Raw genomic sequence first — 22,979 nt, 5'->3', positions numbered from 1 at the left:
CTTATGATTAAATGGTTTAAGCGAAATCAGCATGAAACAGGTTCCGTTACAGAATCAACGGAAGCACTTTCTACACCCGAAGAAATGGGTGAAATTGAAGGGCAAAATTCTTCCGCATCTGCTCAAGATGCAGAAAAACAAGGGTTTTTTGCTCGCTTCAAACGAGGTTTAACCAAGACCCGCCAACAGCTCGGTGATGGCATTGGACGGCTATTGCTGGGTAAAAAGGAAATTGACAGCAACATTCTTGAGGAACTTGAGATTTTACTCTTAGGGTCTGACCTTGGAATTGAGACGTCGCAAACGATCTTAAAACAATTGATAGATGGTTTGGCCAGGCAGAAGTTAACGGATGGCAATGCCGTCTTCGATGCTTTAAAAGAGCGTCTTGAGAATATGCTTAAGCCTTGTGAAAAACCATTGAATCCGGAAACGGATGATCATTCTCCTTTTGTGATCCTCACGGTGGGTGTTAATGGTGCTGGTAAAACCACATCCATTGGTAAAATGGCCAAGCAATTTCAGCAGCAAGGTAAAAAAGTGATGTTGGCTGCAGGCGATACTTTTCGTGCAGCCGCAGTCGAACAACTCCAGGTTTGGGGTGAACGCAACCAAATTCCTGTCGTGGCCCAGCATACTGGCGCCGATAGCGCTTCTGTGATTTTCGATGCTTTGCAGGCCGCCAGGTCCAGAAAAATTGATGTGTTAATAGCGGATACCGCAGGGCGGCTTCACACCCAGGGTAACTTGATGGAAGAGTTAAAAAAAGTGAAGCGGGTGCTGCAAAAATTGGATCCCAAAGCGCCTCATGAAGTGCTTTTGGTTTTGGATGCCAGCATCGGACAGAATGCCTTGAATCAGGCCCGCCAATTCCATGAAGCGATTGGTTTAACGGGAATTATGATGACGAAACTGGATGGTACTGCAAGAGGAGGGATACTGTTTGCAATTGCTAATGAACTAGGCATACCATTCCGTTATCTAGGGATTGGAGAAGGGATAGATGATCTTCGTCCTTTCAATGCTTCACAATTTGTGAGAGCCATATTTAATGATTAACTTTGATCAAGTGACTAAACGCTATCCTGGAGGGTTTGAAGCACTAAGCCAGGTTAATTTTTCATTGCAAAGGGGGGAAATGGCTTTTCTAACTGGTCATTCCGGCGCAGGGAAAAGTACACTGCTTAAGCTCATCGCAATGTTGGAAGCGCCTTCATCAGGGCAAATTGTTGTCAATGGAATTCGCCTCAATCAGCTTAAGAAAAAAGAAATAGCTGATTATCGAGCCAGTCTCGGCATTACCTTTCAATCCCCCAATCTGTTGACTGACCGTACTATCTTCGACAACGTGGCTCTTCCTTTGCAAATTCAAGGAGTAAGCCCCGCCATGATTAGCAAACGGGTTCATGCCGCATTAGACATGGTAGGATTACTCAATAAGGAAAAAATGCTGCCTCTGCATTTATCGGGTGGCGAACAGCAACGGGTGGGGATTGCCCGTGCCGTCGTGCACAAACCTGCCTTGCTGTTGGCTGACGAACCAACCGGAAACCTGGATCCAGGTTTATCTACTGAAATCATGAAATTGTTTGAGCAATTTAATCAGGTAGGGGTTAGCATCCTCATCGCCACTCATGATCTTGCTTTAATTGCTGGAATGAAACATCGTATTTTCATGCTCAAAGGAGGTCGAATGTGTTAAAAACGATTCGAGCCATGGCTTCCTACCATTTGCAAGCGGCTAACAACAGCCTTAATTTTCTTTGCCGTAACCCAATGGCCACGATGATGACAGTGGTTGTTATTGCTATTACTTTAACTCTGCCAGCGCTGTTTTGGGTTTTAAGTGATAATCTGCAAAATATTACGAAAAATTGGCAAAGAGGCGGCCATATTTCTCTTTACTTGAAAACGTCTTTGTCGAATCAGGAACAAAATGCCGCTGTTATTCAGATTCAAGCGATGGAAGGGGTTGGAAAAGTGAACCTTAAAACTGCTGAAGAAGGTTTAAAGGAACTTCAGCAGCAAGAAGGCATGCACGATATCATGCGTTATTTGCCTGAAAATCCTTTGCCTGCAGTGATTGAAGTAATTCCTGCGATAGGATTTAGCCAGCCATTTCAGGTGCAGCAGTTGTATACTCGGTTGCAGTCTTTAGCTCAAGTTGAACAGGCAAAGCTTGATATGGAATGGATAAGTCGTCTTCATGCTATTTTAGGCTTTGCCAATAAGGCCGCTCATGCTGTCATGGCGCTATTAGCCAGTGCTGTTGTGTTAATCATTGGCAACACGCTCAGACTCGCTATACACAATCGACATGAGGAGATCCAGGTGCTAAAATTAATAGGAGCAACTGACCCTTTTATTGCCCGACCCTTTCTATATTCAGGTATTTGGTATAGCTTGGCGGGTGCCATTTTGGCTGTATTGTTTGTAAACATTTTTATGTTAAGTTTTGCAGTTGCCATTAAACAATTAGCCGCGGCCTATCAGATGCATTATCCCATTATGGGATTATCTGTAAGGCAAGCCTATTCTCTTGTTTTAGTCTCTACTTTATTGGGCTGGTTGGGGGCGAGATTGTCCGTTAAACGACAACTTGCTTCTATTGAGCCCTATAATTAGATATACTACAGGAGGTTTTTTACCAACGTTTCAGTATAATCTTGGTAGTAATTGGAGGATGTATATGAATCAGCAGTTACAACTGGCATCTCTCAATCTGCCCATTGGCAGCCTTGATGCCTATATTCATCGCGTTAATCAAATACCAATTTTATCTGCTGAAGAAGAGCATAGTTTTGCTGAACGCTTTCAAAATGAAGGTGATTTAGAAGCCGCTCGCCAATTGGTTTTAGCTCACCTACGCTATGTGGTACGCGTTGCACGCGGCTACTTAGGTTACGGCTTGCCTCTAAATGACTTAATTCAAGAAGGCAACATTGGACTTATGAAAGCGGTCAAACGCTTTGACCCCAAATTGGGCGTGCGCTTGGTTTCTTTTGCTGTTCACTGGATTAAGGCCGAAATACACGAATTTGTTCTTCGCAATTGGCGCATTGTGAAAGTAGCAACAACCAAAGCCCAAAGAAAATTATTTTTTAATCTCCGCCAAATGAAAAATCGTTTAGGTTGGTTTAGCCGCGAAGAAGTTGATGCAGTGGCGAAAGATTTGGGAGTGAGCCGCGAAGACGTATTGGTTATGGAGCAGCGTCTTAATGCCATGGATGCCTCTTATGATGCTCCACTTTCTGACGACGATGATGAAGGGTTTAAAGCACCGATTCATTTCCTTCATGACAATATGAGTGATCCTGCCTATTTAATTGAACAGGAAGTGAGTGGAGAGCGTGGACGTGAGCAGCTATTCCTGGCTTTGGAACAATTGGATGAGCGCAGCCAGGATATTTTGCAGCAGCGTTGGCTTGCTGATGAAAAAGCTACTTTGCATGATTTGGCTGCCAAGTATGGAGTCTCAGCGGAACGAGTTCGCCAGCTTGAGAAAAATGCCATGAAAAAAATTCGCCAATTCATGGAAAATGCTAATTGATCTTATCGGCGTGCCTTTTTGATTATTAACAGTTTAGGAATCTCATGTGCTCCTTTGCGAGTGCTGAGAATTCCTGAGTTCCCGTTTGCAGTTAAACTCCCATTTCGAATTCCATTCTGATCGCATGATTAAAACACCTCCAATTGCCCATGCATGGTTTAAGTAAATCTCCAAGCAGCATTGCTTTGCAATTATTGACCAATTAGTCTATTTTTAAAGATACCCCTATCATAAAGGAGATAAAAATGAACAAGGATGATTTGAATAAACCAAGTCAACATCAAAATATGGGTATCAATCAACCAGGCCAACCGAAACAAGCTCCAAGTCAACCGGGACAACAAAAACAAGGCCAATTTGGAAAAAACCAACAACAACAAAAACCTGGACAACAGGATAAAAGAGGTTTTTAAGCAAAAACCAGAGAAACAGGGCGCTGAGCGCCCTTTTTATTGGGGCTAACTCACTAAAAATAGCACAAGAGCCAATTATCCCTTCGAGCCGTTTAATATAATAATACCTGAATCTGCCATAGAAAATCAGAGTAGTTATGCTAAAATCTTCCTTTTAGTAGAAGAAATAAAGTGGATAAGTTATTAACAACAACCATTCGGAAGGCATTGCTGCAAGATGCAGCGGCAATTGCTAGCAATCACATCTGTTCCTGGCAGGAAACCTACAAAGAGTATATACCTGCGTCTGTGTTGAACAGTTTGTCATTGAAAGAGAAAACTGAGCAATGGCGTGCTCTTATAAAACAGAAGGTAGACATACTGGTGGTGGAAGTCGAGCATGAAATTGTTGGCTTTCTGAGTATGTGTGTATTTCGTGATGCCAAGCCAAATAATAACGACGGTGAAATCAGTGCTATTTATCTGCACCCAGCTTATTGGCGACAAGGATTAGGGACAAAATTATGCCAGATAGCCTTTGCTGAGTTATCGAAATCAGGCTTCAAATATGTCTACGTTTGGGTATTGTCCAGGAATAATGGCGCCAGAGTATTTTACGAGTCACTGGGGTTTGCAATGACTCAAGAAAAAAAAATAGAGGAGTTTTGCGAAGGAGGGGCTCCACTGGAGGAAATTCTATACAAAAAAACTGTGAAGTGAGAATTGTATTGTTAACTGCTTGATTAGAATGACTAATATTCGATATCACTGTGAAAAGGTTCAGATAAGTGAAAAAATAAAATTGAACAAAAATATAAATACATGCGCGAGTCATTTCCATCCGAGTCTAATTTTCTGGAAAAAAGGTTTATTCAGTAAAGAAAAAAACAATTCATAATGATCGAACTTTATTCATAATTCGTTAAGCTTAAGCATTTATACTGCATTTATACCTGTTGTTCTTAGTGATCCACCATGCTTGCAAATGAAGAAGTATCAAAAGTAATTGCAAGGGACAAAATGCAACTTACGCAGTTTATTCTTGATTTATGCGGTTTCACCTTGGATGAGGCTGGATATGATTCAAAGAGCTATGCTTTTTATTTGCATGTGGCATTTCGCCATCAAGCCGTTTTACAAAGTAAGGAATGGAGTGATCTTTGTACCGAAGTACTGGAAAAAGGGCAGGGTCTTGATTGGGACAGTAAGAATGAAGAGCTCTATCAAAGAATCGTATCTTTTTCTCAATCCATAGTTACCGAAGTCACTGAAGCAAGCCAGGATAACTGGGCAGTGAAGCTTATTAAAACCAGTTATCTGAGTCGTTTGGATAAAGCTCGCAGGAGCTGTGAACATGCTATTCGTTTTATCAATGCAGTAGATGAGACTCAATCAGATGTATCCGTGAGTCAAGTACTAGGTGTTGATGCACCGAGAGAAAAATACACTGAAGCTTTAAAAGCGCAAAGAGCTTATATGGATTCGCTTTTGGCGTTGCCATTTGTATTGGAAAAGACTTGCCTGAGCCTTGCTAAGAATACGGGTGTCCATTATCAGCCAAGAAAATCTGCTGAAATGCTGGCTGCCGCTTTAGATTGTATGAATCAGGGAATGAAGCTCTATGGAGTAGACAGGCAGGATTTCATTATAAAAGGCCTTAAGATTGCCCTGGACATTACCATGCCCAATGTGCAAGGATTTGATGCGCAACTGCAAGAAACCATTACAAGTGACTTGCTGCCATTCATCAACAAGATCCTGGATGCGGCGCTTCAGCTGGAAGAAAAGAAAAAGGCTATTTTTCCTTCAAGTGAATTAGATGGTGATGAGATAAGTCTTGCACGCAAGAGGCTTCTTGCCACTCTGGGTGTTAATTTTGAATCGTTACAAACGATTCTCCTGGAAACCTTATTGATTCCAGCTCAACAATGTTCCGATGCTGTAGCTGGTGTTTTTGGTTTGGCTCAGGCTGCTGTCGCAGCTGCTCAAAACCCAAACCCCCTAGACAGGGTATTCGAGGTAAAAACTGCTTTTAGCCATTTTGATCGCTTAAGTAGCTTATGCAATGAAGTGGACCCCGCTTTGTTGCCTGCGTGGCTAGTGCAAACCAATAACTATTACCAAGATTTGCGGGGTCATGCCTCCAACGCAGGTAAAGTGGTTCAGGTTGTAGTGGATGGCTTAGGCGTTTTCTACAACTACGCCTTATCTTTTATTCCTCAATCCGTTCGTCATTATGTCTCCAGAGCCAACGCCTTAACGCGTGTTTTTCAAGTGATTGATAATTCTCCCTTGGAATACAAAACGGATAAATTAATGGCCTATTTTGCTTTTTATGAATTGGCGAAGACGAGTGAAATTGAGGAGGTGCTTAAGGAAAGATTTTTTGCCGCTTATATGGATGAAGTGGTCAAATCGAAGCCCGATCTAGTACGTCAAGAATTCCTTTATAAGAATTATCTGGCTTTCGAGGCCCAGATGAACGCCAAATTTAATTTGGCAACCCCATTGAACAGTCGCATTGCCAATTATCCGAAAAGCAATGATATGACAGCATCATTGATAAGCGTTCTTGAAGAGAATGTTGGCTCATCTGACTTGCAAAAGTTGGATGTATTAATGCTCCTTTATCGATTACAACATTTGGAAAGTCAATTTGAGTTGAATTGGCAAAGAGAGCTTCAACTGAATAATTTCGGGCCAATATTTAAGGAATTGGCGGCAGGTGCCAAACAAGCCAAAGAAAGCCCACATCCTGTGCATCAAGCTTTTCAACGTGAATTTCTAAATCCAGCCATTCAACGCATGGTCGGTAAATACCAGGAAGAGAAACTTGTTCCAGCCTTGGAAAGTATGTTGGATTCTCGCGCCCCATCCCTAGGGGGGCATTATCATAAACTCCGAAGCATCTACTCCAAATTAAGAGAGGATATTGTTTGGTCTCCGGAAGATTGGCGAACCTTCAAAGAATGTTGTCGACTGGATGGAAAATTTCAATGGGCAGAATTTCAAGCGCTTAAAGTTGCTGCTTTGGAATTAGGTAACCATTCTAAAAAAGAAGCAAATAATAACCATTGGCTAACTCCAAGAGAGAATTTAAGAAAGCAAACTGAGGAGAGTTTTGAAACCGTCAAGCCGGTAATCAGCAACATGCTTAAGCTCATTCAAGAACGACTCGATGAACAGGAACTCTCTTGTAAAAAATTACAAAAACTCAGCAAAAATAACGATGTACTTGATCTTTGTCAAAAAAAGATAAGTTACATCAATGCATTAAATCAGCTAATTAATGCCTTGCTGTACGATCTGGAGCATGATCAGAAACTAAGGGCGCACATCAGTACCCTGCTCAGTGCAGATGCCGTTCAAGTTACACAAGAGGAGTTGCTAAGGCAGGTCAATGTCTCCGCTCTTGGAAAACTGCTTCGCCTGGCTTGGAATGCGTTGCCTAATGCGACAAATGGCGCCAGTGCTGTTAATGATAATTTTGTCTTTAATTTACTGAAATATTATTTTGCTGACAGTGTCATTGGCAATGTTCTGGAAAAGGAACAGGCTTTTGCGAGCGCTCTGGATAAGGAACCTATTCCAGCATTAATTGCTAAATTGAATGATCCTCTGGCGGAAAGCAATTTGCTCCCAAGTCAAGAAAAAATCATGGATGCCTTGGTTAATAACATGATCAATGTTGCCGATGAAACGATCATTCCTTGGGGGGCGAATTATTTAGCAAACATAGCCAGTAAGGTGGTGAAGCAAAACCTGGCGCAATTATTACCCTATCCTTTCTTGGTTAATCTGGCGATGGTTGTCATTCAAAGTGAAACAGTCCAGGAACAAATTGCTCCAATTTTTAATGATTTAATGAGTGAGTACAGCGGTATAGTGTTGGATAAAGCGTCCGAGTTTAAAGAAGAAGCAAAAAAACGCTTATACCCAGTGTTGGGTATTGAAATCCAAAGGACTCTTGAAGAAAGCGCTCTCCATTATGCCCAAAATCCAGAGGGTGCATCCGACACAGAACGTGATGCATTCATCATGTACTACCTGCAATATCAGCAAATCAAGCTCAATAATGTGGAATTCAATGCGGCAAAAACAATTGAATATTTGTTCCCGCAGTTATTGCGAAAAAAGACTATCGACATCAATGGGATGGTGGACGCTTTAGAAAATCAATTTAAAAAATTTGATCAATTTCTACCCTCATCTCCGGATGATGAGCCTGCAATTGCAGAGACAGAATCTCAGCTCGTGTTTTTAATTAGTCATATTGATCTGTCGGATCCAGATAACGACAAACTTGTTAAATTGGCTTTAATTAATCGTATATTAATCATGGCAATTGATACTGCGGAGCAGATTAGTAATCCAGAAAAAATTATGAGTCTGCAACAAACAGCAATCCAGCAAATGGCAGCCGCTTTAGAGAAAATTAAAGTTTTGCATCATGAACAGTTAGTGGAGCAAAACAAGGCCTTAGCTGGGATACAAATAGATTCTGAGGAAATGGACGATGAAGGCTTTATCATGCTCAATGCAGCCAATAAGGACAGCATGTATGAAACGTTGGCTGTAGCGAACACCAGAATACGCAAAATGCAGCTGAAAAATCTTAAAACGAAGCTCGCAGAAACGCAGAAACTGGTGAGTAAAGAAATGGATGAGCGCCAAGCCATGCTTGATTCCAAAGAACCTTTGCTAGGTATTAGTATTGCTGAATGGGAGTACCACAAATCCAAACCCATACGATTGCTGTACATCGTTTTGTCAAACTCATTCGAAGTGTTTAGCCTCATGTTTACTTGGCTGTCTTTACTGTTGCCAATTCTTGCTGGAAGTGGCGTATTAGAAGGCTTACTAACTGCGCTTGGTGTTACTGGTGCCATTGGAGCAACAGCTACTCCGATAGGAGCCATCATCTTTGGCGTTATCGCTTTAGCTCGAATTAGTTATAAATTGGGCATGGAGATTTGGAATAGACGTGATGAATTCACCCAAATAAACCAAAATCCATCTTTTTGGCGGCGTGCAGGATTAACTTCATTGTTGCTGTTGAAATGTCTGGGATTGGCCATTGCAAAAACCCTGTTAACGGACTACCTTGTCGCGGAATTGAGTACCTATTTTGCCTTTGGCCCATTTGAGCGATTACGTAATGCATTTCGTATATGGCCAAGTCGCGAAAGAGTGAGTGAAGAACAAAGAGTACTTAATGAACTAAAAACTCAAATGAGTAAACTGAATGACTTAATTGATGAACAAAATGCTTTTCTTGATGGTAAAGCCGCTAAAGATTGTCAGGCCGAATTAAACGAATCAGTTGATGCAATTACCAAGTCGTTGAAAGAAACAAGAGATTATTTGAACCAAGCAAGCTTTAATGATGCCAGACGAAGCCCAGGGATGGACTTTCAGCTTTCCCTTGAGCAATTGGACGCGAGTTTTAATAGTTTAAAACAAGAAGTGATGCAACTAAGTCAATTAAATCGTGCTCAATCAGGATTTTCTCAAGTTGTGGACAATTCAGAAAAACCGTTAGCAAAGAATAAAGACAGCACTGAAAGTACTGTCAAAAAAGAAGAAAATCGAGCTGCCATTGTAGATTTACAAGCTTATCGTAAGAAACTCGATGCGGTGAAAGCGTCAAAATCAGAACAAACGCAAAGCAGTTACCTCAGTCGTTTTTGGAATTGGTTTGCTAAACCACAAACCACAGTGGTTGCAATGCCTCCCGCACAAGTAAAACCTTTAGAAGAATCATTGTCTGTATCAAGCGTTTATATGATTCCGCCAAATAAGGACTTAACCTTATCTGAAATGATGGAAAGTTTCGTTCTAATAAAAGATGCAGATGAAGTTGGCCAAATCATTCAAAGCATCGAAGCGACCACAACTGCTGGTGAAAAAGAAATAAAAAGGGAGGGGGTGAGCCGGTCTCCATACAAAGAGGCAGTGGCAGCCTTATTTTTCAATCCGGCTGGAGAGGTGCAAAATTCCAAAACAGTGGAGCAAATGCCAGCCGTTGTCAATGGCAAGAGTCCCTAAGGCTATTTATATAATGACCTTTGAATTAATCTTAATGTTGATTTATTGCATATAGGCCATTCCAAAAGATTAAAAATTGTCTATTATTTTAGTAGACGGCTAATACCCAGGGAGGGAGTTATGGCTGATATTTATTTAAGTTATTCCTTCAAAGACGAAGTTTTACTGATTTCCTGTTCACATAATGCATTTAATTCCTTGGTGGGTTCAGGAGCTCACACAGCTCCAAATACAATAAGTCACAACAAAACAGTGGCGAATGACAAAGAACTTAAAAATTGGTTACACGATGAGTTTTCTGCAATTAAAACTCACTCCGATTATTCAAGCGTAAAAAAAGTAGTTTACATAGGGGATGTCAATTTAAACCACTCAGCTAAAAGCGAATTCCCCCTGTTTATTAGGGATAATTTTATTAAAGATCATTTCTCACCTCATCCCGTTCAAAAGGTTTTATTTTCAGCCGATGAGGACATTGTTCAAGATGCGCGAGCACTCAATATTCCAGATGCAACCGTAGTCATTACTCAATCGTCAAAACCCGCAGCGAGTCAAATCATTAATCAAATGCAAGCCAATAAAAAGCCTGCTTCACAAAATCAAGGAGACGAGTTTGGGATCTTAACCGAGGAGAATGAGGAGGATGAGAATTGGGTCCCTCCGGAAAATGAATTTAAATCTATTTTTAAAGGGGATAGGTATAGCATGTTTCATCACGATGCTTCTGCCAGCAAAAAAAATATACAGAAAGACAACCCCGAGCCGGATAGCCCTGAGTCTGGAATGTAACATTGCAAAAGACCTTATTGCTAATCTAATAAATAGTTCTTAGCAAAAGCAGCCAGAAGGTTATAGAAGTTACTGTTTACATAATAAAGGGAATGTAAGCTGTCTCGGAATAGCTTTGACCGTGAGCCTGGATGTAATTTTTTCTTTCCTTTTTTGCGACATGATTAGCTGAATGGCAAACTTGCACGATCTGCTTGGCATCAAAGCGATTTAAATAAGCTCCGATGAGATATCCTATTTCAAGAGGGAGTCCAGCGGCTGGAGCAGTAGACGTTGTGGAGTTCGCCTCTTCAACCAACTTTTCAGATGCAATTTTACCCTTGGCTGCATAGGGATTCCAAAACAATAATAGTCCCGCAGTAGCCGCCCTGGTAAACACTTTCTCTTCTTGTGAAGCGTAGCGGGCCTTACAATTGCGCTTGTAAGTAATGCCATTAGCTATCATAGTATCCTTATTGCTTAATCTCATAAATTTCTCTGTTTCAATCCTATGCAGACAATTGTTGACGAAGTTTGCTCTTGGTTTTTTCATCGGCAAAAGAAGCATCAATGGCTCGGTCTGTAAATGCCCTCATTTCATCGTCACTGTATTGATAATGCGTTTGTACTAGTTCGTATTCACGAGCCACATCTGTTCGGAAAAAAGGCGGGTCATCAGAACCCAAGCTAACATTGAGGCCCGCTTTAATAAATTCAGGCAAGGGGTGACTGGCAAAATCATTAAACAACCCCAAAGCAATATTGCTTGAGGGACATACTTCAAGAGCAATATTATTTTCTTTTAATATGGTCATGGTTTCAGGGGAATGAATGGCTTGTACCCCATGGCCGATACGTTTGATGGGCAAATACTTGAGGGCTTCAAGAATGCCACTCGGACCGGCAAATTCGCCTGCGTGGGCAGTGCAAGAAAGTCCACCGGCAGCGGCGATTTGATAAGCCGTTGCAAACAGCTTTGGCGGATAGTTCACTTCATCACCGCCCAAGCCAAAACCTACAATGTAAGGCATATCCTCCTTTACTGCCTGTTTAGCCACTTTCACGGCTGCATCAATGCCATAGTGCCGTACTGCCGTGATGATGATTCGACCTGTGATTCCGTGTTTCTGCTCTGCATCATCAATGGCTTGTTGAATGGCTTTCAAATGTTCACAAGAAGGAATGCCACTTGATTGCTCAGCATGATCAGGCGAATACATGGTTTCAAGGTAAATCACACCCTTCCTGGCGTTCAATTCCAGGTAGTTATAAGTAATATCATAGTAATCTTCAGGCTTTTGAATGACTTTTGCGATTTCATCATAAACCCTCAGAAAGTCTAAAAAGTTTTGATATTGATAACTTTGGCCATCGGCTGCAAACAATTTAACATCAAGATTAATGTTATTTCTTTCGGCAAGCTTTTTAGCCAAAGAAGGCGAAATCGTACCTTCGAGATGGCTATGAAGTTCGGCTTTTTTTATGGTCATAATATTTCCAAGAAAGGCTATAATGAACGTGATGGTAAGTTTTTGCAAAACCCGTTAAAATTACGTTTTTTAGTTATCCTAACAGGATTATTCAATGAGCAAATATGATATTGATAAAGCTTACGTAAGTCCCTATGACAAATTTTTCCATGGCTTTGATACTAAACACAAACCATCGGAATCACAATTAAAAGAAATCAAAAAATATGAAAGAATTTTTCGTCTTCGCGATAACCCCAATTTAAAAGTTGAAGACGGTGAAATTTGGGAAGGTTTCTAGTCCTCCTGGCTATAAACTAAAATCATTTCTTCTGGAACATCAAAAATAATTATTCGATGTTCCAGCATAGGCGCTTTCTATCAGCCGCCAATCAGAGCATGTAATCCCTTATAAGCAAGGATTGTTAACAGAGATGCTGCTGGTAAAGTTAAAATCCATGAAGTAAAAATATTGCGGATAACGATTAGATTTAACGCACCAATACCTCTGGCCAGGCCGACGCCTAAAACGGCACCCACTAAAGTCTGCGTTGCTGAAACTGGTATTCCGGTACTGGTTGCCACCACCACCGTTGTCGCTGCAGCCAAGGTGGCTGCAAATGCACGGCTTGGGGTTAAGGCAGTAATGGAGCTACCGACGGTTTCAATGACTTTCCGGCCATACATCAGAAAACCAATGACCACGCCACCGCAACCTAAAAGAATAATCCATGCAGGATAATTGGCCGCAGCAATGGGATGATCAGCATTCATAATCAAGCTGTAAATGATGGTTAAAGGTCCAACAGCTAAGGCCACATCGTTTGAACCGTGGGCAAATACCATGGCGCAAGCGGTTAATCCCATTAACACAGCAAAATGTTTTTCAACCTGTAAAAAGCGTTCCCGGCGGCGGATTCGAGGCATTTCAGGAATGTGCCTGATAATAATCATGCCAATGATAGTCAAGCTGATGCTTGAAGCTAATGTAACGGCTAGATCCTGTTTGAGATTTAAATGAATGTCAAAATGGTTTAAGCCTTTAAATACGGTAATGAAGGATAAAATGGAGCCCACCAGGAAAAGATAAATGGGAACATACCACTTGGCCTTTTCCAATGGATCGCTTTTGATAAAAATAGTTTGTTGGATGCTCATAAAAAGAGCATAGGCAGTAATGCCGGCGATAAGAGGGGAGGTAAACCAACCAATTGCAATATGGTACACCTGCTGCCACTGCACCGCATTTGAGCCCAGCACAAGTGAACCAAATCCCACCATGGAGCCTACGAGAGCATTGGTAATAGAGACAGGCACGCCCAAATAACTGGCCAAATTCATCCAGACGGTACAAGCGATCAAAACACTCAGCATCCCTTCAATGAGAACAAGGGGTTGATTGGATAATTGGCTGCTACTGATGATGCCATCGCGCATGGTCTCTGTGACACCACTTCCGCCAAGAAATGCACCTGCAAATTCAAAGATTACAGCGATGATCATGGCTTGTCGGACCGTGATGGCTTTTGAGCCCATGGTTGTGCTCATGACATTAGCCAAATCATTGGCGCCAACGCCCCATGTCATAAGAAAACAAAAAGCAATTGCAAGAATATATAATAAAACAGGATAAGCCATAGAAATTACTACCGGGCAATGAGAATTTGGAGACGACCACCTACAGTTTGAGCGTGATCGGCCAAGTCACCAATCCATTGAACAAGTTTGTAAAGAAAAATTACTTCGATGGCAGGTAAATCCTTTTCCAGCTCAAAAATACGGTGTCTAATGTCTGCCAGTTTGTCATCACTGTCATGTTCAATCTCATCAAGCGTTACAATCATTTGCTCAACAATTTTAACTTCATTTCCGCGAAAACCACTTTCAAGCAATTCATCTAATTCATTAATGGCTTTACAAGCTTGTCGCGAGGCATCAAGACAACGATCTAAAAAGGGAATGAAAACCTTAGTCAAACCTTGAGGAATAACCATTTTTCGACTAACTATTAAACCCGCTATATCCTGAGCTTTGTTAGCGATGCGATCTTGGGCGCTGAGTAATTCAAGAAGGTCTGTACGTGATACAGGGAGAAATAAACCTGTTGGGAGATGCAAACGCAAGTCCCTCTTGATCAGATCCGCCTCTTTTTCAAGGTACGAAATTTTTTTCTGGATGCTTTCAGCAGTTGGCCAATCCTCTTGAAGCACTGCCTCAAAAAAAGGGTGAAGTTGTTTAGCGCATTGATGTGCTTTACGCATATGCTGTTCTATTGGCCGAATTGGTGATGGCCCAAACATGTTAAATATGCTACCCATATTCTGTGCATCTTTTTTGAGATTGTTGGATTATAAACTAAACACTTCATTGCACAAAGGTTTATTGCAAATAAGCAAATAAAATGCTGACGAGCTTTCATTGGAGCGTTTCTTTGGTAGACTGAAAGAGGTTTAACAAGGAGTGTTTAGCATGGTCGTCCGCTGGATTTTCATAATATTGTTATTTAGTAATGCCGCTTGGGCTGACGAATTGATAACTAAAGTTATTGATTTGCACTATCAAAATGCTGATGCAGTAATTAAGTTGCTGCAACCATTGCTACAAACTAATGAACAAATTACCGGAAGCGGGCAAACATTGATTGTAAAGGTTCAACCGAATACTTTGACTCAAATCAGAGATATATTGCACAAGATTGATCAACCCCCTGTGACTTTTCAGATCACGGTTTATCAAGGTGATCCTGATTGGCTTAGTACGGCGAATTCAGACAGCATTGTCATCAGCACATCGTCTGCTTCACAGCAAAAACGCCGTCAATCCATTGAGGTTATGAATGGAGAATCTGCATTTGTAAGCACTGGGGAAGATCAGCCGGTGATTAGCTCCGTGGGCGTAGGTTGGTTATCAACTGGTGTAAGCTATAATAGGCGTTTGGTTCAAAATGGCTTGCTCGTTGAACCGCAATTGCAGGGACAGAAAGTAAAGCTGACCGTAAGAAGAATTCGTGAACAAGACAGCAATGCCAGTAACCAGCAGTTTGATCAACAACAGGTGGTCACCACCGTACTTATTCCTTTAAATGAATGGGTTTCACTCGGAAGTGCGGAAGGTGATGCGCCGGCGGATGCCGATACCACCGTTTATCGAGCTGGTAATCAGTATACGCAAAATTCTACCTTATACATCAAAGTAAATATTGTTCAAAAAAGCAGTTCTGGAATTCAAAAATAAGCGATTGCACCCAGGCGAGGCCTTCTGCAAGTGAGGGATGGGCGTCCGTCCTATTTTATTCAGAAATTACTTATTTTTTACGATTGCTGTTTTTTTAAAGCTATTTTTCTTTTTTTGTACTGATACAATATTGCCCTAAGCTTAAACAGATGCTGATAAAATAAGCGCAAATGCATAAATAAAATTGCTATTTTATGAGGCAAAACTGAACCAAAATTGGCTAGGGCAGGAGCTGTAAATGAAGAATTTGGAATTAACCAGTGACGATTGGTCGCAAGGTTATCAAAAATTTACCCAGAATGAAGGTGCTGTACAAACCAGTCTTCAACCTACTGTTCAGTTGAATTTAAAATTTGAACCAAGGGGTTGGCATTATTTAATTGAACAACTGGCGGATTTAAAAAAAGCCGGCTTGCTCTCAATCGATAATAACGCTGAACTGGGAATCTTGACCATCATCAGTAAGCTTGGCAAGACCAGCGATTACATTGCCGTGATTAATGATTATTTGAAACATCTTAGGACTGAGTTTGCATTTTTTAAGAAACAGCTTAGTCAAACAGGAGAGTCTATTGAGCATTTCCATGACAAAGTTACTACAAATGGCTTGGTCATTCGGATACCTTCCCCAAAGCTTTATGATCAATTCATGGCCAAACTGGATAAAAAACAATTGGTTTCCTTGGTTTATGAAAATCAACTTGAACCCTCAAGTGAAAACGATGAACACTTAGAACTTACGCCTTTTGACATGGTACCAAGGCCGAAAGGAAGCAGGGGCCGAAAAAAATAACACTTTCTATTTCGACTTGACAACAAGCAAGCCTAGCCAAACAATAACCCATTAATCAGAAACAGTTATGAGGCAAGATGATAGAAGACAGAATGCAAATTACTGGTATCAGAGGACGGGAGATTTTAGATTCTCGCGGCAATCCTACAGTTGAGGCGGATGTTTTCCTGAGTAATGGAGAAATGGGACGAGCCAGCGTGCCATCAGGGGCATCTACAGGGAGCCGTGAGGCATGTGAGTTGCGGGATAATGACCAAAGCCGATACGCCGGCAAAGGTGTGCGTGAAGCAGTCAATCACATCAATTTAGATATAAATCAAGCTTTAAAGGGTTTTTCGATAATCGATCAGGAAGGTATTGATAATCGTTTAATTGAACTCGATGGAAGTCCAAATAAATCGAAATTGGGTGCCAATGCCATTTTAGCGGTTTCGCTCGCCTGCGCCCGAGCTCATGCCCAAAGTGTAAAAAAGCCATTGTATGCATCTCTTAACGAGGGGCAGTTGATGATGATGCCTGTGCCCATGATGAATGTTCTAAATGGCGGGGCCCATGCAGACAATAACGTTGATATTCAGGAATTCATGCTTATGCCAATTGGCGCGGCAGATTTTCCTGGCGCCTTGCAAATGGGTACAGAAATTTTTCACACTTTAAAGGCGGTTTTGAAAAAACAAGGTTTAAATACGGCTGTGGGTGATGAAGGCGGATTTGCGCCTGATCTTAAATCGAATCAGCAAGCTTTAGACATCCTTGTGGAAGCCGTACAAAAAGCAGGTTACCAATTGCTGAAAGATGTGGTTTTTGCTTTGGATGTAGCAGCTTCTGAATTGTTTGAGAATGGCTATTACCACTTGGCTTCTGAGGGGAGGAAGTTAAGTAGTGAAGACATGATTCGATATTACAATACCCTTCTTGAGCATTATCCAATTGTCAGCATTGAAGATGGTTTAGATGAAAATGACTGGGAAGGCTGGCAGAAGTTGACTGCCTCACTGGGAAGCCAGGTACAGTTGGTCGGAGATGATTTATTTGTAACAAATTCAAAAATTTTGCAAGAAGGAATCGAACAAAATATGGCTAATGCCATCTTAATTAAATTAAATCAAATTGGCACTTTAACTGAGACGAGACAAGCCATTCATTTAGCTCATGCAAATGGTTATCGTTGCATTATTTCACACCGTTCAGGTGAGACTGAAGACAGTTTCATTGCCGACTTATCAGTAGCAACTGGATGTGGTCAAATCAAGACCGGCTCGCTGTGCCGCACCGACCGGGTGGCTAAATATAACCAGTTGTTGCGAATTCAAGAGATGTCTGCACTGCCTTACGCAGGCAGAACGACTCTCAATTTAAAATCCATTTAACAAAAGCTTCTTTGCCTACTTGTCCTTCTTTAGGGATGCCAAAAAGAAAGGACAAGTATATAATAATCAAAAGCACTCTTCTAACTTTCCCATGCGTACGATCATCATCATTTTGCTTTTAGCATTAATCGGTTTGCAATATAAATTATGGTTGGGGGATGGCAGCATTTTACAATGGATGAGTTTGGAAAAAAAATTGGAAACTCAGACTGAAGAAAATGAAAAACTTCTAGCACGTAATCGAGCCATGGAAGCTGATATTATGGAGTTAAAAAGTGGTGATCAGGCTTTAGAAGAACAAGCCCGCTATGAATTGGGTATGCTAAAGGAAGGGGAAGTTTACTATCAGTTTATTGACTAGTTTTATTGTGGTTTTGCTTAATTGCTATTCTTTAACTTTTTGCTAGAATGTAGCGCGGGTTTAAGAAAGCCTATTAAAGGGTTTGGAATAATACAACAACAGGGACTAGATATGAAATCAAAAATTTTATTGTTATCCATTGCATCTACTTTGGCATTTTCTCCTGCCTTTGCTGCCAGCAATTCAACGAATCAAAATAGTGCTACAACTGCTAACACCACCAGCAATCAGGCTGCCACCAACAACCAAGCAGATGGTGAAGTGCTTGGCTTTCTTGTTGTTCTCGATCAAAATGAAATGACGGCTGCCAAGGACGCTTTAAGTAAAAAAGTAAGTCCCAAAGTAAAATCCTATGCCAAAATGCTCTGGAATGATCATAATAAAAATCTGAAAGAAACGATGCGAATCAGTAAAAAAATGAATCAGTCTCCAGTAGACAATAGCCAAACTACTGCTTTGAAGCAACAAGGCCAGCAAACAGAAGCTACTTTACAGCCTTTAAACGACAGAGATTTCGAAGTGGCTTTCATTGATGCGATGGTAAAAGGACATCAAGATGCTTTGAATGCAATTGATCAGAACATGAATACAGTTTCTAACAAGGAATTGAAAAAACACTTAAAAGCTACGCGTACCAGTGTTCAACATCATCTGGATCAAGCCAAAAAAATTCAACAGTCTTTGCAAAATTCCAATTCTAACGCGAATGGTAATTCAAACTCTTAATCTAAAAAGGCTCTGCTGTCAGCAGAGCCTCCTTTTTGCGGAATAAGCATGCCCTTGAAACATTTAGAGATTCGCTGCTTTAGCAGAATTAAATGTGATCTCTGACATCAATATTCCCTTCCGCGCGGGCACAGTGTCCACAACAGTAATAATCCCCTTCTGCATCCACTCCATGCCCCACAATTTTGCAACCACAATGTTTACAGTTAGGTGCTAATTTGTGGATAGCGCATTCAAAACAGTCGAACGTATAGGCTTGACCATTTCGACGGACTTGAAAGGAATGCTCGTAGGAATTACCACAAACGTCACAGCTGGCCATATTGATATCCTTATCTTTGTATGGACATATTTAAACTATATACCAAAAATAAAAACCTTGTTTAAATGCATTGTCTGTACGCTAAGTTCACTTTTGCTAATTTCGTATAAGTTTCGCCTGTAGAAAAATTTACCTTCCAGTAAGCCAAAACAAAAGGACCAGAATAATTCAGTTGACTGCTCTGAAATTCTTCTCTGCATTGGTAGATAGAACGAGTTATCTCATATACAGCAGTAAATTCAAGCAGGGGTGTATAAATTAGGATAGCAATTAAAAAATAGAGAAACACATGTAAACATCGGTTAATAAATTTTTCTATCTCTCATGAGTAAGTTTTGGAGTTAAACCTCACTTTTTAGTGCCGACTGTCTAATTGTTAAAATTATACATTTTGCGTAAATTACAGAAGAAATGCTCTGATTTAGACGTTTTGTGGTACAATGCGCAGCAGTTCAACCGCAAGAAGAGCCTACTATGTTAGATTTACAATTAAGCTATTTAACGGGTTCTGCCGAAGTGGTGTCGAATCATCTTATGGGCGATGATACCAATCCCCGAAAACGACGCAGCATCGGTCAGATGTTTTTTAAACCTTATGAGTCTAAAAAAGAATTCATCTTTTGTGCTCGCCATACCTTTACGCCATTGGCCTTGTGGGGGATGACCCTCATAGATCCAGTGGGAATGGCTGTTTATGCGTTAGGCCTTACGGCTTTTGCAACCGGGATAATGCTCGGCGGCCTATTAGGCTATTGCTTTACTGGTGATCGGCTCATCCCGGCTTTTTGCCTCCATGCCTCTTTAAAAATAATGTCAATATTAGGCCAAGGTATCCTTGATATGCTTGTTTTACCGTTGTCCTTAGTGATCATGACCACTCGAGGCATTTCTACCGGCCTTCAATCTGCAGGTATTTATGATTATGACAAACCAGCAGAACCGGTTCTCACCAGTGAGATTAACATGCAACCCATTTAGTGGGTGTCGTATTGAGCTTTCAATTTGTCTAGCGCTGAGTTGAAGATTCTGTGATGCTTTTATCTTCAACTCGGCTGTTAATGTTGAGTCGGGAAATACGTCTTTTAAAAATGTATAATTGGTCATCTCATGGTTTATGGCTCAAGCTAAGCTATGGAATTGTTCAAAAACTTCAAACCCAGGGTCAGCACAGCTCATTTGAAATATGGGACTAATTGCAAAACTTTTTTAACGAAATCAGGCCCGGGGTCATCCTTATCCGTTTGATAATTAGGATCACGCTCAAGCCATAAAGCACTCCCTTTGAATCGCAAATATTCATTATGACCTATCACGTATTTTATTTCGGGGTACTTCTTTTTTAGATAACAAACCAAAAAAGCATTGGCTTTGACCTGGGCATCGGTTAAATCATCTACGCTGTTAACCCCGCCTATGTTTTCAATCCCTATGGCATAATGATTAAGTCCAATAACATGTCTGGCCATCCAATTTTCCGGCATCAGCTGATAGATAGTTCCATCGCGATCCACAACAAAATGGCTAGAAACATTTAAGGTCCCGGGCAACTCCTTTATTCTCGGAGAGTTTCTGGGGAAAGTGGGAGGATTAAAAATGCGAAATGTGTTGTCTAATGAGGGTATACAAGTCCAATGCAACACGATCATTTTAGGTTCTATTTCAATGGATTTGCTGTTAATGCCATAATGAAGAAGCTGATATTGCCTAGTGAGTGCAATGCGTTCTTCATTGAATTGGATAGGTTTTTGATGAATCTCTTGCGGATTGAAGCAAGAAAAGGCATAAGCCGTTGAATGTATACACCATAAAAAAAGTAGAAAAGATTTCATATTATTGTTTCAGCAACATGAAGTAAGCATTTACATAGTTAGGCAGATGTTGAGTGGCCTTGTAAAAAGCATCCTTGCCTGCGTAACTACCGCTTAAATAATCGATTTGAAAGGCATTATTGTCAAATGCTCCCCCCGTATCAGCCATAATACCGGCTTTCGTGATCATTCTGCCATCTTGCCCAGGATATTGCAGCATCAGCAATTTTCCAAGTCCGAACTGTTTAAGATCAGCGGCAAAAGTTACTTTTGGATTAACTGTAATTTTCTGTTCAGCGTCCTTGCCATAGCCTTTGATGCCATTGACTTCTTTAAAAAACCAATAACGCTCTTGTTGGTAAGGAGCTTTGTTTTTATCATAGGGGATGTTATTGCATCGATGCACATTGAAAATTTTATATTGATGATGACCAAAATCAGCGACAACAGTACCTTGCATTAATGCTGCTTCGAGATCGTTGCGGCTTAAATAAGCCAAAACGGGCACATTTTTATGAGTCAGCGCTCCTTTTAATATGGCTTGCTTACCGTAGCGAAAGCGCAATAATTCAGGCTTGGTGTTGGCTTCTTCCAGGGACAAAGATTCTTCGTCTTTCGGTAAAGCATAGAGTGCGAAAGGGTAAGTCGCTGAAGGACTATGAGATGCCTTGGCCAAATGGACATAATATTTGGTCATTAAAATTTTATCTTTGGCTAAATTTTTAATGAGTGGTTTGTTTAAGCTTAGCGGTTTGGCTTGCTCCATATCTGGATACCAACGTACAAAATCAAAGTGCTTTTGAATAAATTGAGGATTAGCCATTTCATTCTGATGTTGACAAATAAAAACTAAGGTTTCTTTCACTCGCCCTAAAGGTATTTTAAACAGCTTTCCCTCATGAATCACTGCCGGATCATAGTCTTTGCCTCTATTTAAATAAGCCAGTGTTTCTTTTGCGGTTGCGCATAAAGCTTTGCCATCAATCAGGTATTGTGTGGATGATTGTGGTGCAGAAGGCATAAAGTGAGGCGCCGCCATGGCCTGGGAACCAATCAGTAGGTTGATGAACAAGAGTTTAAATTTCATGTTAGTGCGTGAACTTGCATAAAAAGGCAATTATATCACTGCTTTAATCAAAAATTTAAATGCATTTGATAGATAGCCTACTATAACATAGCATGCTATATTATAATGAATGCATTATCACTTTAGATTAAAACCATGCAACCCCTACATATTAAGACAGCCCTAACACAATCCCAGTTACTGACAAATCGCTTTGGAAAAATTGTTTATTTCAAAAATGAACTTCTCCAGCCATCCGGCTCTTTCAAACTTAGGGGCATTGGCAAGTTGTGCCAATCTGAATGGCAACGGGGAGTTCGCTCTTTCGTCGCTTCTTCTGGAGGAAATGCTGGGGTAGCCGTGGCCTATTGTGGGATGAAATTAAAAGTGCCGACTAAAGTATTTATCCCAAGCACAAGCCATCCTATTTATATAGAAGCAATCAAGGCCTTTGGTGCTCAGGTGGTTGTTGCAGGGGGTGCATGGGATGAAGCGCATCGGGCAGCGCAGAATTTTGCCGAAGAAAAACAGGCAGCTTATATACCCCCCTTTGATCATCCTCTCCTATGGCAAGGGCATGCAACGATGATGACTGAGCTTGTGTCGCAAGGCATGCCAAAACCAGATGCCGTCATTGCTTCGGTAGGAGGGGGTGGGTTGGCTTGTGGTGTGTTGGAGGGTATGCGGCAGTGTAAATGGCAAGATGTTCCTTTGATAGCTGTTGAAACTCGGGGTGCAGACTCATTTTCTCAATCACTGAAAGCGAATCAGCTCATTCGCTTACCCGTGATTACAAGTAAAGCCACCAGCTTGGGTGCGAAATGCATTTCAGCACAATTAATGCGCTGGGAAAAAGAACACGATGTAAGAAGTTTGGTAGTCAGTGACGAAGATGCCGATTACGGCAGCAGGGCTTTTGCCAAGGATCAACGTATGCTGGTTGAGCTAGCAAGTGGTGCTTCTTTAGCCCCTGTTTATCAGAATCACCCAATTATCCAGTCTTTTAAAACCATATTGGTGATTGTCTGCGGTGGACTCAACATTAGCCATTTCGATTTGAATCATAGCTGAA

General features: G+C 41.1%; 23 protein-coding genes. 16 read left to right on the top strand and 7 right to left on the bottom strand.

The annotated features are described in order from the left end of the window. Window positions 1-84: 84 nt before the first annotated feature. The 8 genes from ftsY (at window position 85) to EL203_RS11405 (ending at window position 10,779) form a co-directional block, all read left to right on the top strand. Complete coding sequence (gene ftsY / locus EL203_RS11435) at window positions 85-1,059, top strand: signal recognition particle-docking protein FtsY (protein WP_375232609.1); 975 nt, start codon at window positions 85-87, stop codon at window positions 1,057-1,059. Beyond that, window positions 1,052-1,702 carry a cell division ATP-binding protein FtsE gene (gene ftsE, locus EL203_RS11430; protein WP_058471254.1) on the top strand — a complete coding sequence of 217 codons (651 nt, stop codon included), beginning with the start codon at window positions 1,052-1,054 and terminating at the stop codon, window positions 1,700-1,702. The genes ftsY and ftsE overlap by 8 nt, the downstream gene beginning before the upstream one ends. Next, complete coding sequence (gene ftsX / locus EL203_RS11425; RefSeq protein WP_058471253.1) at window positions 1,696-2,625, top strand: permease-like cell division protein FtsX; 930 nt, start codon at window positions 1,696-1,698, stop codon at window positions 2,623-2,625. The genes ftsE and ftsX overlap by 7 nt, the downstream gene beginning before the upstream one ends. Window positions 2,626-2,689: 64 nt before the next feature. Then, window positions 2,690-3,550 carry an RNA polymerase sigma factor RpoH gene (gene rpoH, locus EL203_RS11420; protein WP_058471252.1) on the top strand — a complete coding sequence of 287 codons (861 nt, stop codon included), beginning with the start codon at window positions 2,690-2,692 and terminating at the stop codon, window positions 3,548-3,550. A gap of 245 nt (window positions 3,551-3,795) precedes the next feature. After that, window positions 3,796-3,963 carry a hypothetical protein gene (locus EL203_RS14440; protein ID WP_156413826.1) on the top strand — a complete coding sequence of 56 codons (168 nt, stop codon included), beginning with the start codon at window positions 3,796-3,798 and terminating at the stop codon, window positions 3,961-3,963. Between the two features lie 171 nt (window positions 3,964-4,134). Continuing rightward, window positions 4,135-4,662, top strand: a complete 528-nt coding sequence (locus EL203_RS11415; protein ID WP_058471251.1) for a GNAT family N-acetyltransferase — start codon at window positions 4,135-4,137, stop codon at window positions 4,660-4,662. Window positions 4,663-4,917: 255 nt separating this feature from the next. Continuing rightward, the gene (locus EL203_RS11410) at window positions 4,918-9,990 is read left to right on the top strand and encodes a hypothetical protein (protein WP_058471250.1); all 5,073 of its coding nucleotides are present in this window, start codon (window positions 4,918-4,920) and stop codon (window positions 9,988-9,990) included. 120 nt (window positions 9,991-10,110) lie between these two features. Next, window positions 10,111-10,779 carry a hypothetical protein gene (locus EL203_RS11405; protein WP_058471249.1) on the top strand — a complete coding sequence of 223 codons (669 nt, stop codon included), beginning with the start codon at window positions 10,111-10,113 and terminating at the stop codon, window positions 10,777-10,779. A gap of 76 nt (window positions 10,780-10,855) precedes the next feature. Here EL203_RS11405 and EL203_RS11400 read toward each other — a convergent pair whose 3' ends face one another. Beyond that, entirely contained in the window at window positions 10,856-11,248 is a 393-nt protein-coding gene (locus EL203_RS11400; protein WP_126320120.1) for a hypothetical protein, read from the bottom strand. Between the two features lie 19 nt (window positions 11,249-11,267). Beyond that, window positions 11,268-12,248, bottom strand: coding sequence for an adenosine deaminase (locus tag EL203_RS11395; protein ID WP_058471247.1), 981 nt, complete (start codon window positions 12,246-12,248; stop codon window positions 11,268-11,270). Between the two features lie 94 nt (window positions 12,249-12,342). Between EL203_RS11395 and EL203_RS11390 the strand changes: the two genes are divergently transcribed. Continuing rightward, window positions 12,343-12,528, top strand: a complete 186-nt coding sequence (locus tag EL203_RS11390) for a CBU_0585 family protein (protein ID WP_058471246.1) — start codon at window positions 12,343-12,345, stop codon at window positions 12,526-12,528. 80 nt (window positions 12,529-12,608) lie between these two features. Here EL203_RS11390 and EL203_RS11385 read toward each other — a convergent pair whose 3' ends face one another. Further along, on the bottom strand, window positions 12,609-13,865 hold the full coding sequence (locus EL203_RS11385) for an inorganic phosphate transporter (RefSeq protein WP_058471245.1): 1,257 nt from the start codon (window positions 13,863-13,865) through the stop codon (window positions 12,609-12,611). Between the two features lie 8 nt (window positions 13,866-13,873). Then, complete coding sequence (locus tag EL203_RS11380) at window positions 13,874-14,527, bottom strand: TIGR00153 family protein (RefSeq protein WP_183145276.1); 654 nt, start codon at window positions 14,525-14,527, stop codon at window positions 13,874-13,876. Between the two features lie 169 nt (window positions 14,528-14,696). On the opposite strand from EL203_RS11380, the gene EL203_RS11375 reads away from it, so the two are divergent. From EL203_RS11375 to EL203_RS11355, 5 genes are all read left to right on the top strand, one after another. Then, the gene (locus EL203_RS11375) at window positions 14,697-15,461 is read left to right on the top strand and encodes a type II/III secretion system protein (protein WP_058471243.1); all 765 of its coding nucleotides are present in this window, start codon (window positions 14,697-14,699) and stop codon (window positions 15,459-15,461) included. 238 nt (window positions 15,462-15,699) lie between these two features. Then, window positions 15,700-16,254, top strand: coding sequence for a hypothetical protein (locus EL203_RS11370; protein WP_058471242.1), 555 nt, complete (start codon window positions 15,700-15,702; stop codon window positions 16,252-16,254). Between the two features lie 92 nt (window positions 16,255-16,346). Beyond that, entirely contained in the window at window positions 16,347-17,624 is a 1,278-nt protein-coding gene (eno, locus tag EL203_RS11365) for a phosphopyruvate hydratase (protein ID WP_058472222.1), read from the top strand. 91 nt (window positions 17,625-17,715) lie between these two features. Continuing rightward, window positions 17,716-17,985, top strand: a complete 270-nt coding sequence (gene ftsB / locus EL203_RS11360; protein WP_058471241.1) for a cell division protein FtsB — start codon at window positions 17,716-17,718, stop codon at window positions 17,983-17,985. A gap of 111 nt (window positions 17,986-18,096) precedes the next feature. After that, the gene (locus tag EL203_RS11355; RefSeq protein ID WP_058471240.1) at window positions 18,097-18,711 is read left to right on the top strand and encodes a DUF4142 domain-containing protein; all 615 of its coding nucleotides are present in this window, start codon (window positions 18,097-18,099) and stop codon (window positions 18,709-18,711) included. A gap of 88 nt (window positions 18,712-18,799) precedes the next feature. Here the strand turns inward: EL203_RS11355 and EL203_RS11350 are convergent, their stop codons facing one another. Then, window positions 18,800-19,033 (bottom strand): hypothetical protein, encoded by a 234-nt coding sequence (locus EL203_RS11350; protein WP_058471239.1) that lies wholly within the window; start codon window positions 19,031-19,033, stop codon window positions 18,800-18,802. Between the two features lie 474 nt (window positions 19,034-19,507). Here EL203_RS11350 and EL203_RS11345 point away from each other — a divergent pair, with 474 nt between their 5' ends. Then, on the top strand, window positions 19,508-20,011 hold the full coding sequence (locus EL203_RS11345; RefSeq protein ID WP_058471238.1) for a hypothetical protein: 504 nt from the start codon (window positions 19,508-19,510) through the stop codon (window positions 20,009-20,011). Window positions 20,012-20,205: 194 nt separating this feature from the next. On the opposite strand, the gene EL203_RS11340 is transcribed toward EL203_RS11345, so the two are convergent. Next, entirely contained in the window at window positions 20,206-20,862 is a 657-nt protein-coding gene (locus tag EL203_RS11340; protein WP_058471237.1) for an N-acetylmuramoyl-L-alanine amidase, read from the bottom strand. A 1-nt stretch (window position 20,863) separates the two neighbouring features. Further along, window positions 20,864-21,928 (bottom strand): MltA domain-containing protein, encoded by a 1,065-nt coding sequence (locus tag EL203_RS11335; RefSeq protein WP_058471236.1) that lies wholly within the window; start codon window positions 21,926-21,928, stop codon window positions 20,864-20,866. A gap of 135 nt (window positions 21,929-22,063) precedes the next feature. Here EL203_RS11335 and EL203_RS11330 point away from each other — a divergent pair, with 135 nt between their 5' ends. Next, on the top strand, window positions 22,064-22,978 hold the full coding sequence (locus tag EL203_RS11330; protein ID WP_058471235.1) for a pyridoxal-phosphate dependent enzyme: 915 nt from the start codon (window positions 22,064-22,066) through the stop codon (window positions 22,976-22,978). Window position 22,979: the final 1 nt, after the last annotated feature.

The sequence above is a fragment of the Legionella jordanis genome, assembly GCF_900637635.1.
In the GTDB taxonomy this organism is placed as follows: Bacteria; Pseudomonadota; Gammaproteobacteria; order Legionellales; family Legionellaceae; genus Tatlockia; species Tatlockia jordanis.
Note: the sequence above shows the minus strand (reverse complement) of the source record. Positions and strands in the feature narration are given on the sequence as shown.

What these genes read in the sequence shown, in the direction of transcription:
- ftsY (WP_375232609.1), top strand. Translation starts at nt 85, where the DNA reads ATGGGTGAAATTGAAGGGCAAAATTCTTCCGCATCTGCTCAAGATGCA.
- ftsE (WP_058471254.1), top strand. Translation starts at nt 1,052, where the DNA reads ATGATTAACTTTGATCAAGTGACTAAACGCTATCCTGGAGGGTTTGAA.
- rpoH (WP_058471252.1), top strand. Translation starts at nt 2,690, where the DNA reads ATGAATCAGCAGTTACAACTGGCATCTCTCAATCTGCCCATTGGCAGC.
- EL203_RS14440 (WP_156413826.1), top strand. Translation starts at nt 3,796, where the DNA reads ATGAACAAGGATGATTTGAATAAACCAAGTCAACATCAAAATATGGGT.
- EL203_RS11410 (WP_058471250.1), top strand. Translation starts at nt 4,918, where the DNA reads ATGCTTGCAAATGAAGAAGTATCAAAAGTAATTGCAAGGGACAAAATG.
- EL203_RS11405 (WP_058471249.1), top strand. Translation starts at nt 10,111, where the DNA reads ATGGCTGATATTTATTTAAGTTATTCCTTCAAAGACGAAGTTTTACTG.
- EL203_RS11400 (WP_126320120.1), bottom strand. Translation starts at nt 11,248, where the DNA reads ATGAGATTAAGCAATAAGGATACTATGATAGCTAATGGCATTACTTAC.
- EL203_RS11395 (WP_058471247.1), bottom strand. Translation starts at nt 12,248, where the DNA reads ATGACCATAAAAAAAGCCGAACTTCATAGCCATCTCGAAGGTACGATT.
- EL203_RS11390 (WP_058471246.1), top strand. Translation starts at nt 12,343, where the DNA reads ATGAGCAAATATGATATTGATAAAGCTTACGTAAGTCCCTATGACAAA.
- EL203_RS11385 (WP_058471245.1), bottom strand. Translation starts at nt 13,865, where the DNA reads ATGGCTTATCCTGTTTTATTATATATTCTTGCAATTGCTTTTTGTTTT.
- EL203_RS11380 (WP_183145276.1), bottom strand. Translation starts at nt 14,527, where the DNA reads ATGTTTGGGCCATCACCAATTCGGCCAATAGAACAGCATATGCGTAAA.
- EL203_RS11375 (WP_058471243.1), top strand. Translation starts at nt 14,697, where the DNA reads ATGGTCGTCCGCTGGATTTTCATAATATTGTTATTTAGTAATGCCGCT.
- EL203_RS11370 (WP_058471242.1), top strand. Translation starts at nt 15,700, where the DNA reads ATGAAGAATTTGGAATTAACCAGTGACGATTGGTCGCAAGGTTATCAA.
- eno (WP_058472222.1), top strand. Translation starts at nt 16,347, where the DNA reads ATGCAAATTACTGGTATCAGAGGACGGGAGATTTTAGATTCTCGCGGC.
- ftsB (WP_058471241.1), top strand. Translation starts at nt 17,716, where the DNA reads ATGCGTACGATCATCATCATTTTGCTTTTAGCATTAATCGGTTTGCAA.
- EL203_RS11355 (WP_058471240.1), top strand. Translation starts at nt 18,097, where the DNA reads ATGAAATCAAAAATTTTATTGTTATCCATTGCATCTACTTTGGCATTT.
- EL203_RS11350 (WP_058471239.1), bottom strand. Translation starts at nt 19,033, where the DNA reads ATGGCCAGCTGTGACGTTTGTGGTAATTCCTACGAGCATTCCTTTCAA.
- EL203_RS11345 (WP_058471238.1), top strand. Translation starts at nt 19,508, where the DNA reads ATGTTAGATTTACAATTAAGCTATTTAACGGGTTCTGCCGAAGTGGTG.
- EL203_RS11340 (WP_058471237.1), bottom strand. Translation starts at nt 20,862, where the DNA reads ATGAAATCTTTTCTACTTTTTTTATGGTGTATACATTCAACGGCTTAT.
- EL203_RS11335 (WP_058471236.1), bottom strand. Translation starts at nt 21,928, where the DNA reads ATGAAATTTAAACTCTTGTTCATCAACCTACTGATTGGTTCCCAGGCC.
- EL203_RS11330 (WP_058471235.1), top strand. Translation starts at nt 22,064, where the DNA reads ATGCAACCCCTACATATTAAGACAGCCCTAACACAATCCCAGTTACTG.